The 12,514-nt window shown below is 69.6% G+C and carries 8 protein-coding genes and 1 rRNA gene; 4 read left to right on the forward strand and 5 right to left on the reverse strand.

What is annotated here, in order from left to right:
* Positions 1–32 precede the first annotated feature (32 nt).
* Positions 33–1,223 (reverse strand): lipid-transfer protein, encoded by a 1,191-nt coding sequence (locus tag OHS82_RS34860; protein WP_057583794.1) that lies wholly within the window; start codon positions 1,221–1,223, stop codon positions 33–35.
* A complete protein-coding gene (locus OHS82_RS34865; RefSeq protein WP_057583765.1) occupies positions 1,220–1,645 on the reverse strand; it encodes a Zn-ribbon domain-containing OB-fold protein in 426 nt (141 codons plus the stop codon). The genes OHS82_RS34860 and OHS82_RS34865 overlap by 4 nt, the downstream gene beginning before the upstream one ends.
* A 206-nt stretch (positions 1,646–1,851) precedes the next feature.
* Here OHS82_RS34865 and OHS82_RS34870 point away from each other — a divergent pair, with 206 nt between their 5' ends.
* Positions 1,852–2,388, forward strand: a complete 537-nt coding sequence (locus OHS82_RS34870) for an NUDIX domain-containing protein (RefSeq protein ID WP_057583767.1) — start codon at positions 1,852–1,854, stop codon at positions 2,386–2,388.
* An 18-nt stretch (positions 2,389–2,406) separates the two neighbouring features.
* On the opposite strand, the gene OHS82_RS34875 is transcribed toward OHS82_RS34870, so the two are convergent.
* On the reverse strand, positions 2,407–4,767 hold the full coding sequence (locus OHS82_RS34875; RefSeq protein ID WP_328435193.1) for a TIM-barrel domain-containing protein: 2,361 nt from the start codon (positions 4,765–4,767) through the stop codon (positions 2,407–2,409).
* Positions 4,768–4,981: 214 nt separating this feature from the next.
* Here OHS82_RS34875 and OHS82_RS34880 point away from each other — a divergent pair, with 214 nt between their 5' ends.
* Both OHS82_RS34880 and OHS82_RS34885 read left to right on the forward strand, forming a co-directional pair.
* The gene (locus OHS82_RS34880; RefSeq protein WP_057583771.1) at positions 4,982–6,949 is read left to right on the forward strand and encodes an acetoacetate--CoA ligase; all 1,968 of its coding nucleotides are present in this window, start codon (positions 4,982–4,984) and stop codon (positions 6,947–6,949) included.
* 220 nt (positions 6,950–7,169) lie between these two features.
* Positions 7,170–8,063, forward strand: coding sequence for a hypothetical protein (locus OHS82_RS34885; RefSeq protein WP_057583773.1), 894 nt, complete (start codon positions 7,170–7,172; stop codon positions 8,061–8,063).
* Between the two features lie 84 nt (positions 8,064–8,147).
* Here OHS82_RS34885 and ptsP read toward each other — a convergent pair whose 3' ends face one another.
* Together ptsP and OHS82_RS34895 are read right to left on the reverse strand one after the other, a co-directional pair.
* Positions 8,148–9,818, reverse strand: a complete 1,671-nt coding sequence (gene ptsP / locus OHS82_RS34890; protein WP_328435194.1) for a phosphoenolpyruvate--protein phosphotransferase — start codon at positions 9,816–9,818, stop codon at positions 8,148–8,150.
* Between the two features lie 78 nt (positions 9,819–9,896).
* Positions 9,897–10,346 carry a PTS sugar transporter subunit IIA gene (locus OHS82_RS34895; protein ID WP_057583778.1) on the reverse strand — a complete coding sequence of 150 codons (450 nt, stop codon included), beginning with the start codon at positions 10,344–10,346 and terminating at the stop codon, positions 9,897–9,899.
* Positions 10,347–10,908: 562 nt separating this feature from the next.
* Here OHS82_RS34895 and OHS82_RS34900 point away from each other — a divergent pair.
* Positions 10,909–12,434: ribosomal RNA gene (locus tag OHS82_RS34900) — 16S ribosomal RNA — on the forward strand.
* Positions 12,435–12,514 lie beyond the last annotated feature (80 nt).

Below are 12,514 nucleotides of genomic sequence, written 5' to 3' on the forward strand. Positions count from 1 at the left end.
CGGCGCGGGCGCCGGCGCCGCGCGGCCGTCCCTCATCGCACCGCGACCACCGCCGAACCGTGGCCGAACAGCCCCTGGTTCGCGGTGAGGGCGACACGGGCGCCCGCGACCTGGCGATCGCCCGACTCGCCCCGCAGCTGCCGGGTCACCTCGCACACCTGGGCGATGGCCTGAGCCGGCACGGCCTCCCCGAAGGAGGCCAGCCCACCGCTCATGTTCACGGGTATGCGGCCGCCCGGCGAGGTCGCGCCCTCCCGCAGCAGCTTCGCGGCCTCACCGCCGCCGCACAGCCCCAGATCCTCGTACCACTGCAACTCCAGTGCGGTGGAGAGGTCGTAGACCTCGGCGAGCGACAGGTCCTCAGGGCCGATGCCCGCCTCCTCGTAGGCGGCTCGGGCGATCGACGCCCGGAAGGGCTCGCCGGCCGGCTCGACCCCCGCCGCCGAGTCGGTCGCGATGTCCGGCAGATCCAGCACCGTGTGGGGGTACCTGGGCGTCACGGTGGACACGGCTCTGATCCGCACCGGGTCGGTGACACCCCGTCGCCGGGCGAACTCCATGCTGGACAGCACCAGCGCCGCTCCGCCGTCCGAGGTCGCGCAGATGTCCAGCAACCGCAGCGGATCGCAGACCACGGCGGAGGCGGCGACCTCCTCCGCCGTGACCCGCTTGCGGTAGCGCGCGTTCGGATTCAACGCCCCCACGGCCGCGTTCTTGACCTTGACCTGCGCGAAGTCCTCCAGAGTGTCCCCGTGCACTGCCATCCGCCGACGCGCGTACAGCCCGAAGTACGCCGGGTTGGTCGCGCCGAGCACACGGAACCGCAGCCAGTCCGGGTCGTCCCGACGGTCGCCTCCCGCGGGCCGGAAGAACCCCTTGGGCGCGGCGTCGGCGCCCACCACGAGCACCACGTCCGCCATCCCGGCCAGGATCTGCGCCCGCGCGGTGTCGATCGCCTGGGCCCCCGATGCGCAGGCCGCGTACACACTGGTGACCTTGGCCCCCTGCCACCCCAGGGCCTTGGCGAACGTGGCCCCGGCCACGTACCCGGGATACCCGCCCCGCACCGTGTCCGCGCCCACGATCGAGCCGATCTCCGGCCAGTCCACCTCCGCGTCCGCGAGGGCCGCACGCGCCGCCCGCACGCCGTACTCGACGAAGCTGCGCCCCCACTTCCCCCACGGATGCATCCCCGCGCCCAGCACCGCCACGTCCGCTGTCATCCCGCCACCCCCGTAGGCCGCCACCACCAGGTCGTCCAGGTCGTCTCCGGTTCCTCGTCGAGCACACCCGGGACGACCTCCACCTCCATGCCCACCGCCAGTTCGGCGACGGTGATCCCGGGGACCGCCTGTCCCAGCACCACGATCCGCTCGGACTCCAGCTCCACAGCGATCAACGCGTACGGCTCCCACGGAAGTTCCGGATCGGTCACGTACGGTGACGGAGGCCGGTACCGGCTGTCCGTGTACGACCAGACACGTCCGCGCCGCGACAGCGGGATCTCTTCCAGGTCACCGCCGGGACAGCCCGGGTTACGGCAGTACGTGTCCTCACGGGGGAAGAAGACCGACCGGCACGCCGCGCAGCGCGTCCCGAGCAGCCTGAACCCGTCTCCCTCCCCGGTGAACCACCCGGCGACCACGGGCGTGCGTGTACGTGACAAGAATGCCTCCCGAACACGGAATCTGACGGAACGTCAGATTGTGCCACGGTCACCCGTGATTGGGCAGGGACAAGGCAGGACGTGGACTTCAGAGGTCCGGGCTCCCTCCGCCCCGCTCCTCACGCGCCCGCAGCGCCCCACCGCCCCGTACACCCCTCTCCGCAAGATCGGATACGCTCCGCCGCGTGTCCGAAACTCTGCACCCCACTTCGAACTCCGCGCGCGACTCCCACTGTTCGAGCTGCGGGGCGCCCTACGGGGAGGGCGTCACCGACTGGCCCCGCACCTGCCGGGCCTGCACCGCCGTGGCCTACCGCAACCCGCTGCCGGTGGCCGTCGCACTCCAGCCCGTGTACGACACGAAGGGCACCGCCCTGGTCGTCATCACCCGAACCATCGCTCCCGCGCGCGGAGGCATCGCCCTGCCCGGCGGTTTCATCGACGACCGCGAGGACTGGCGGCAGGCCGTCACGCGCGAGCTCAGAGAAGAGACCGGCATCGACGCCGCGCCCCGTGACGTGCGGCTCGCCGACGCCATGAGCTCCCCCGACGGCCATCTGCTGCTGTTCGGACTCCTCCCCGACCGCCCCGCCGACCGGCTGCCCGCCTCCGCCGCCACGGACGAGACCGAGGGCTGGCACCTCCTGCGCCGAGCGGAGGAGGTGGCCTTCCCCCTGCACACGCTCGCCGTACGGGCGTTCTTCGAGGGCCGCTACATCTGAGGTCCGTCCGGACCGCCGTCAGTCGAGCCCGCGTACGCGCACCGGGCAGGACGGTGCGTGCACGCCGTCCTCGCCCTCCCGCTCGACGACCACCCGAGAACCCTTCCAACGGGCGACATACCGCTCGATCTCCGGCTCCCGCCGGCCGTCGCCGGGGTCCCGCACCACCAGGCCGCCGCCCGTCCGCCCACGGGCCGGCGCCCACACCTCCAGCTCCAGTTCACCGCCGTCCCCGCGTACCGGCACGACGGCCCCCGCGCGCGCGAGCACCGGGATGCGCGACAGCGGAGCGTCCAGCATCACCCGCCCCGGCCCCCGGTAGGCCCGCCCCGTCGCCGTGTCGTACCAGTGCCCCCTCGGCAGCTGCACCGGCCGACGGTCGATCCCCGGCGCGAGCACGGGCGCGACCAGGAGGCTCTCGCCCAGCAGGAAGGCGTCCTCGCTGTCCCGCAACGCCCGGTTCCCGGGCGACCCCCACCACACCGGGCGCACATAGGGAGCACCGGTCAGCCGGGCCTGATGCGCCAGCGTCACGAAGTACGGAAGCAACCGCCGGCGTCCGACGAGCGCCACGCGCACGTGCTCCAGCACCTCCGGACCGAGCTCCCACGGCTCCCGCAGCTCCACCCGCGGATGTGCATCCGTGCGGAACAGCGGCAGATAGGCGCACAGCTGCAGCCGCCGCAGATACAACTCGGGCGTCGAATCGCCGCCGAGGCCGCCCACGTCCGTCCCCGAGTACGGCACCCCGCACAGGCCGAGCCCCATCACCAGGGACAGGGAAGCCCGCAGCCCCGGCCAGCCCGGGGCGACTTCACCGGACCAGGCGCCGGCGTACCGCTGCAGACCCGCCCAGCCGGACCGCGAGAGGACGAACGGACGCTCGTCCGGAGCCAGCTGCCGCAGCCCCTCGTAGGCCGCCCGGGCCATGCACAGCGCGTACACGTTGTGAGCCTCCCGGTGATCACCGCCGCGCCCCTCCAGCGAGTGCCGGGCCGACCGGGGCAGCGTCGACTCACCGAACGCGGTCAACGACGCCGGCTCGTCCATGGCGTGCCAGAAACCGGTGAAGCCCTGCCCCAGGCGCTCGGCGTACAGACCTCCCCACCACGCACGCACCCGCGCGTGCGTGAAGTCCGGGAACACCGACTCCCCTGGCCCCACGACACCCTCCACGAGCCGCCCCGACGGCTCCCGCACGAACGCGTCCTCGGCGACTCCGGCGTCGTACACCGCACTGCCCGCCTCCGCCCGGACAGCGGGAGCGACGACCGACACCAGCCGTATCCCGTCCTGACGCAACTCCTCGGCCAGCACCGGCAGTTTCGGGAAGCGGTCCTGGTCGACCGTGAAGACCCGGTTCTCATCCGTGTGGCCGATGCCCAGGTGCACGGCGTCGAGCGGCAGCCCGTGCTCGCGGTAGCCCGCGACGATCTCGCGCAGCTCCTGTTCGCCGCCCCGCCCCCACCGCGCGTGATGGTGACCGAGCGCCCACGCGGGCGGCACCGCCGGCGGACCCGTCAGCGACGCCCAGACGAGGAGTACGCGCGCGGGGGTGCCCACGATCACCCAGCAGCGCAGCGGACCGCCGTCCATCCGCACCTCGCAGGCGCCGGGCCGGTCGTGCCCGGACCCCGCCCCTTCCACGCCCTCCCGAAGCGTCACCGTCCCGTCCCACGACGTGTCGTGGAAGACCAGATGGGTGGCGGCGTCGGCCACCACCAGGTGCACCGGCATCGTGAGGTGGAGCGGATCGTCCCCGCGACCGAAGGCGTGACCGGGATCGGTGTTCCACAGTCGGTACGACCCGTCGCGCAGCCGGGGCCCAGAGGCCCTGGCGCCGAGACCGAAGAAACGCGCGTCCGCAGCCACCTCCGAGCGCTGCAGCCAGCGCCCCGGGCCACCGTCCAGCGGCTCCCACCACCGGGGCGGCAGATCGCGGCGCAACAGCACGCCCCCGGGCGTGCACACCTCGACAGCGCCGTGCCGTGAGACCACCACCGTGACCCGTTCGGCGACGACGCGCCAGCCGCCGTCCTTGTCCGGCTCCAGCACCGCCCGCGGGTCCGGCTCCGGACAGCGGCCGGCCAGCGCGTACGAAGGCTCCGGCTCCGCGCCGTCCCAGCCCCAGAAGACCGCCCCGTTCACGGCGACGTGGATCCTCAGCACGGAGCGCCCGAACCGCAGCGTCCCCCCTCCGGGCCCCGGCTCCGCCTCCAGCACCGGCCCCGGCACCCGCGCCCGCTCGGGTCCCCGCCCCGGCAGGGCGGCGGCGTCGACACGCCTCCTGCGCCACGCGGCCCGGACAGTGCGCAACCCCTGGCCGGCTCCCGAGGAGCCGACCGCCTTCATCGAACGCACCAGGTCACGACCGTCCATGCTGTTCACCCTGTCACTGACCGCGTCGCACGCGCGGGTCGTTCAACTTCCGTTCATCCGTGGTCGGACCACATCTTCACGACACGGACTGTGTGGAGCCCACCCTGGTGCTGAAGTCGATCACATGGCATCGTCCGTGTCAGCCGCGTCACGCGCACCACCCCAGCTCGTGCGCGGGCGACGCACACGACGCGCCGAGTCCGGGAGCCGCCCCATGCCGACCGTGAACCCAGAGCCGCTGTGGCGGCCCGATCCCCAGCGCATCGCCCGGGCACAGATCACGAAGTTCCAGACCTGGGCGGCCGAGCAGTACGGAGCCCCGTCCCACGGCGGATATCCGGCCCTGCACCGCTGGTCGGTCGACGAGCTGGAGACGTTCTGGACGGCCGTGACCCAGTGGTTCGACGTACGGTTCTCGACGCCCTACACGCGCGTGCTCGGCGACCGCTCCATGCCCGGCGCCCGGTGGTTCCCCGGAGCGACGCTGAACTACGCCGAGCACGCGCTGCGCGCGGCCGCCACCCGTCCGGCCGAACCGGCCCTGCTGCATGTCGACGAGACCCACGAACCGACGCCCGTCACCTGGTCCGAACTGCGCCGCCAGGTCGGCTCACTGGCAGGCGAGCTCCGCGCCCTCGGCGTCCGCCCCGGGGACCGCGTCAGCGGCTACCTCCCGAACATCCCGCAGGCCGTGGTGGCCCTCCTCGCGACGGCCGCCGTCGGCGGTGTCTGGACCTCCTGCGCCCCCGACTTCGGCGCCCGCAGCGTCCTCGACCGGTTCCAGCAGGTCGAACCCGTCGTCCTCTTCACCGTCGACGGCTACCGTTACGGCGGCAAGGAACACGACCGCCGTGACGTCGTCGCAGAACTGCGCGCCGAACTCCCCACCCTGCGAGCGGTGGTCCACATCCCCGTGCTGGGCACGGAGCCGCCCCAGGGAGCCCTGGACTGGGCGGCCCTGACCGCCGCCGACGAGGAACCCGTCTTCGAACAGGTCCCCTTCGACCACCCCCTGTGGGTGCTCTACTCGTCCGGCACGACCGGACTGCCCAAGGCCATCGTCCAGTCCCAGGGCGGCATCCTGGTCGAGCACCTCAAACAGCTCGGTCTGCACTGCGACCTGGGCCCCGAGGACCGCTTCTTCTGGTACACCTCCACCGGCTGGATGATGTGGAACTTCCTCGTGTCCGGCCTCCTGACCGGCACGACGATCGTTCTGTACGACGGCAGCCCCGGCTATCCCGACACCGGCGCCCAGTGGCGCATCGCCGAACGCACGGGCGCCACCCTCTACGGCACCTCCGCCGCCTACGTCATGGCCTGCCGCAAAGCGGAAGTGCACCCCGCCCGGGACTTCGACCTCTCCAAGGTCCAGTGCGTCGCCACCACGGGGTCCCCCCTGCCGCCCGACGGCTTCCGGTGGCTGCACGACGAAGTGCGCGACGACCTCTGGATCGCCTCGGTCAGCGGCGGCACCGACGTGTGCTCCTGCTTCGCCGGAGCCGTGCCGACGCTGCCCGTCCACACCGGCGAGCTCCAGGCGCCGGGGCTCGGCACCGACCTGCAGTCCTGGGACGCGAACGGTCACGCCGTGATCGACGAGGTCGGCGAACTCGTCGTCACCAACCCGATGCCCTCGATGCCGGTCCGCTTCTGGAACGACCCCGACGGCAGCCGATACCACGACAGCTACTTCGACACCTATCCCGGCGTATGGCGTCACGGCGACTGGATCACCATCACCTCGCGCGGCTCCGTCGTCATCCACGGCCGCTCCGACTCCACACTCAACCGCCAGGGCGTGCGCATGGGCTCCGCCGACATCTACGAGGTCGTCGAACGGCTCCCCGAGATCAAGGAATCCCTGGTCATCGGCATCGAGCAGCCTGACGGCGGCTACTGGATGCCCCTCTTCGTCCACCTCGCCCCGGGAGCCGCCCTCGACGAGGCCCTCCTCGGCCGCATCAAGCAGTCCATCCGCGAGCAGCTCTCGCCGCGCCACGTCCCGGACGAGGTCATCGAGGTGCCCGGTGTGCCGCACACGCTCACCGGCAAACGCATCGAGGTCCCGATCAAGCGGCTCCTCCAGGGCACTCCCCTGGAGAAGGCCGTCAACCCCGGCTCCATCGACGACCTCGGCCTTCTCCACTTCTACGAGGACCTCGCCCGCAAGCGGTCCTGAACGCCCGCCGGTGCGGCGCCCCGTCCGACGTCCTCGCACCGCACCGACGGGTCCATCACGCTCGGCCACATCCCCGGTGAGGCACTGGTCGACCGCCCAACGCCGTGAACTGCATTTTTTTCTCGAGAAGCATCCGGTGCCGGCTCAGTGCAACCCTCACTGTCAGTGCCCTCGATTACTGTGAGTGAGCATTGATCGACCGTGCACACCGGGGGAGAACATGGCACACACCGACCACCAGGCCATGCGGCGCGTTCTGCGCCGTGAGATCGCCGGCACCATCGGCCTGCTCACCGACGAGCACGACTTCCGGGCCATGCGGCACTACCGCACCTTCACCTTCGACGATCACGTCACCTACCTCCAGCAGGTGGAGGACCTCCTGAGGACACGCGCGCTGCAGGGCACCCACACCACCGTGGCCCTGTTCGACCCGCAGGAATACGCCGAGTACTGCGCCGACAGGGGACTCGACCCCGACATCCCCGCCCACCGCACCCGCTTCACCGCGGAACTCGCGACCACCGGTCCCACCATCCCCTACGAGGGACAGCCCCTCGCCGACCTCGTGCCGGCCCTCGTCGACGAAGCCGTCCGGCGGGCGACCTGGGAGTACGCGGCCACCCTGCTGGCCCGCCTCGGAGCCTGCGCGACCTGCGGCGAGGACATCGGTCGCGCAGCCTTCACCCGAGCGTCGGCCCTCGTCGCCCGCATCGTCGACACCGCCCCACCCGGCGACCGACACCTCGTCTGCAGCGTCACGGCGGCACCGGAGACCCTCGTGGCGGTCCTCCACGTGGACGAGGAGGCCGGCGGCGTCACACGGTTCGACGAGGCCGAAGCGCTCGAGTTCACCACCGTCCTCGCCCTCGGCCTCGCCACCCAGGGCCCGGGCGGCCTGGTCATGCGCACCACCGCCCCCGGAGCCTCCGACCAGATCTACGGATGGCGCGTGCGCGGAGACGGGCTCGACCCCCTGACCGCCGGGGAGGTCTTCGACGCCTACTGCACCGATGTCGAGTCGGGCGACCTCATCTCACCCGAGTCCGGTGTGGACTACTGCTTCCCACCGGACCTCGGCACGGAAGACCCGGCACCAGGTCACCACCACTGACGCAGACCGCACCACGCGGCAGGGGCGCGCCACCCGAAGGCGGAGCGCCCCTGCTCACCCGGCGGAGAGCCGGCCACTCGCACGCTACTCGCCGGACAGCACGGCCTGCGCAGCCTGGCGAGCCTCCTCTGCACTGTCCGCCGCCCGCGCGGCAGCCGCGGCGCGCTCGCACTGCGCCATCGTGTACTTCGCCAGGGCAGCCCGCACATAGGGAATCGACGCCGACCCCATGGAGAGAGAGGTGACCCCCAGACCAGTCAGCACGCACGCCAGCAGCGGATCGGCAGCGGCCTCACCACAGACACCGCAGCTTTTGCCCTCGGCCCTGGCCGCCTCGGCGGACAGCGCGACGAGGTCGAGCAGCGCCGGCTGCCACGGGTCCTGCAGCCGCGACACCGCGCCCACCTGCCGGTCGGCGGCGAACGTGTACTGCGCGAGGTCGTTCGTGCCCAGGGACAGGAACTCCACCTCCTGCAGAATGGACCGAGCCCGCAGCGCGGCCGACGGGATCTCGACCATCGCGCCGAACTTCGCGCGGAGCCCCGCTTCCCGGCACGCCTCCGCGAAAGCCTTCGCGTCGGCGCGGTCCGCGACCATCGGGGCCATCACCTCGAGGTAGACCGGCAGCCCCTCGGCGGCCTTGGCCAGCGCCGTCAGCTGGGTCCGCAGGACGTCCGGGTGGTCCAGCAGCGTCCGCAGCCCGCGCACGCCCAGCGCAGGGTTGGGTTCGTCGGCCGGAGTCAGGAAGTCCAGAGGCTTGTCGGCGCCGGCGTCCAGCACGCGCACGACGACGCGGCCCTCGGGGAAGGCCTCCAGCACCTGACGGTAGGCCTCGACCTGCTTCTCCTCCGTCGGCGCGTTCTTGCTGTCGTCGAGGAAGAGGAACTCGGTGCGGAAGAGTCCCACACCCTCCGCCCCTGCCTCGACGGCAGCTGCCACGTCCGTCGGCCCGCCGACGTTCGCCAGCAGCGGCACCTTGTGCCCGTCGGCGGTGGCGCCCGGTCCGGTCGAAGCCGCCAGCGCGGCCCTGCGCGCTGCGGCAGCCGCCTCGAGCTCCGCCTTCTTCTCGCGGCTGGGGTTCACGAAGATCTCGCCGGTGCTCCCGTCGACCGCGATCATCGTGCCCTCGGCCAGTTCACCGGCGCCCGGCAGGGCCACGACGGCCGGCACCCCCAGGGCACGGGCGAGGATCGCGCTGTGACTCGTCGGGCCGCCCTCCTCGGTCACGAAGCCGAGCACCAGAGTCGGGTCCAGGAGCGCCGTGTCCGCGGGCGCCAGATCCCTCGCGACCAGCACGTAGGGCTCGTCACTGTCCGGGACCCCCGGCATGGGGACGCCCAGCAGACGGGCGACGATCCGATTCCGCACGTCATCGAGGTCGGCCACGCGTCCGGCGAGGTACTCGCCGGCTCCCGCCAGCAGTTCGCGATAGGCGGCGAAAGCGTCGTACACACCACGCTCGGCGGTGCTGCCGACGGCGATGCGCCGGTCCACATCGACCATCAGCTCGGGGTCCAGAGCCATCAAGGCCTGGGCCTCGAGCACCGCCTGGGCTTCGCCGCCCGCCAGATTGCCCCGTGCCGTCAGATCGGCTGCGACAGCTTCCACGGCCTTGCGGGCGCGCCCCTGTTCGCGCTCCGCCTCCTCCGCCGGTATCTGCTTCGCCGGCGGCTCGAGCACCGCCGTACCCATGTGCCGGACCTCGCCGATCGCCACACCGTGACTCACGCCGACGCCTCGCAGCGTTGTCTCCATCTCACCCGTCTCCGTTAGTGCGGCGGGCCCCGCCGCCGCGGTGGTTGTCCTGCGCGCCTTCGTCATGAGACGGCGGTGTCACTGCCAGGAAAAGAGGACGTCGCCGGATTTCACGTCGCCGTCTTCGCGGAGCTCGCGCAGCGAGTCAGCGGTCGCTTCGAGCGCGACGACCGGGCAGACCGGGGACTTGCCGGCCTTCTCCACCGCGTCCGGGTTCCAGCGCACGATGCTCTGCCCGCGCGTCACGGTGTCGCCCTTGTTCACGAGAACCTCGAAGCCCTCGCCGTTGAGCTGCACGGTGTCGATCCCGAGATGGGTGAGCACGCCGTGCCCCTCGGGGTCGACGACGACGAAGGCGTGGGGGTGGAGGGAGACGATGACTCCGTCCACGGGGGCGACGGCCTCGGAAGGCTCACGCACGGGGTCGATCGCCGTCCCCGGGCCGACCATGGCCCCGGAGAAGACCGGGTCCGGCACAGCGGCCAGTCCGATGGCGCGTCCTGCAAGAGGGGACATCACGGTGGTCATGGGGAGCCTCCCAGGGGTGGAGATGTACATGGGCCGTCACTGCCTGTCCACGAAGGCGCACTCTGCAGCAGGGTATGTCATATGAAGTACCTGTTCCGCACGAGAGATCCCGATCCGTGGTCTAGACCACTAGCCTAGTCGATTTGCAGCGCCTCTGGGGCCGCGTGTACAGTCGTACTCCTGCCTGAGGGTGAGCGACGCGATCAAGCACGCTTCCCGAGCAGCATCCAACTTGTCAGATTCCTTCTCTGGATCGGCTTCCGCATGCCTGCGGAACAGTGGTCAGAGGGTCGGAAAAACCCTGATAGAGTCGGAAACGCAAGACCGAAGGGAAACTGCCCGGAGGAAAGCCCGAGAGGGTGAGTACAAAGGAAGCGTCCGTTCCTTGAGAACTCAACAGCGTGCCAAAAATCAACGCCAGATATGTTGATACCCCGTCCCCGGCAGTGATAGCCGAGGATGAGGTTCCTTTGAAACAAACACAGCGAGGACGTTGTGAACGCCGGGCTTATTCCGCTCGACGTTCCGCTCTCGTGTGTGCGATCCCGATCACGGGAAAACATTCACGGAGAGTTTGATCCTGGCTCAGGACGAACGCTGGCGGCGTGCTTAACACATGCAAGTCGAACGATGAACCACTTCGGTGGGGATTAGTGGCGAACGGGTGAGTAACACGTGGGCAATCTGCCCTTCACTCTGGGACAAGCCCTGGAAACGGGGTCTAATACCGGATATCACTTCCACTCGCATGGGTGGGGGTTGAAAGCTCCGGCGGTGAAGGATGAGCCCGCGGCCTATCAGCTTGTTGGTGAGGTAATGGCTCACCAAGGCGACGACGGGTAGCCGGCCTGAGAGGGCGACCGGCCACACTGGGACTGAGACACGGCCCAGACTCCTACGGGAGGCAGCAGTGGGGAATATTGCACAATGGGCGAAAGCCTGATGCAGCGACGCCGCGTGAGGGATGACGGCCTTCGGGTTGTAAACCTCTTTCAGCAGGGAAGAAGCGAAAGTGACGGTACCTGCAGAAGAAGCGCCGGCTAACTACGTGCCAGCAGCCGCGGTAATACGTAGGGCGCAAGCGTTGTCCGGAATTATTGGGCGTAAAGAGCTCGTAGGCGGTCTGTCACGTCGGATGTGAAAGCCCGGGGCTTAACCCCGGGTCTGCATTCGATACGGGCAGACTAGAGTGTGGTAGGGGAGATCGGAATTCCTGGTGTAGCGGTGAAATGCGCAGATATCAGGAGGAACACCGGTGGCGAAGGCGGATCTCTGGGCCATTACTGACGCTGAGGAGCGAAAGCGTGGGGAGCGAACAGGATTAGATACCCTGGTAGTCCACGCCGTAAACGGTGGGAACTAGGTGTTGGCGACATTCCACGTCGTCGGTGCCGCAGCTAACGCATTAAGTTCCCCGCCTGGGGAGTACGGCCGCAAGGCTAAAACTCAAAGGAATTGACGGGGGCCCGCACAAGCAGCGGAGCATGTGGCTTAATTCGACGCAACGCGAAGAACCTTACCAAGGCTTGACATACACCGGAAACGGCCAGAGATGGTCGCCCCCTTGTGGTCGGTGTACAGGTGGTGCATGGCTGTCGTCAGCTCGTGTCGTGAGATGTTGGGTTAAGTCCCGCAACGAGCGCAACCCTTGTTCTGTGTTGCCAGCATGCCCTTCGGGGTGATGGGGACTCACAGGAGACTGCCGGGGTCAACTCGGAGGAAGGTGGGGACGACGTCAAGTCATCATGCCCCTTATGTCTTGGGCTGCACACGTGCTACAATGGCCGGTACAAAGAGCTGCGAAACCGTGAGGTGGAGCGAATCTCAAAAAGCCGGTCTCAGTTCGGATTGGGGTCTGCAACTCGACCCCATGAAGTCGGAGTTGCTAGTAATCGCAGATCAGCATTGCTGCGGTGAATACGTTCCCGGGCCTTGTACACACCGCCCGTCACGTCACGAAAGTCGGTAACACCCGAAGCCGGTGGCCCAACCCCTTGTGGGAGGGAGCTGTCGAAGGTGGGACTGGCGATTGGGACGAAGTCGTAACAAGGTAGCCGTACCGGAAGGTGCGGCTGGATCACCTCCTTTCTAAGGAGCACTTCTAGGCAGCCGCAAGGTTGTCCAGGGGCCAGTTCATCGGCGAACGTCCGATGCTGGTTGCTCATGGG

This window comes from Streptomyces sp. NBC_00425 (genome assembly GCF_036030735.1).
Lineage (GTDB): Bacteria > Actinomycetota > Actinomycetes > Streptomycetales > Streptomycetaceae > Streptomyces.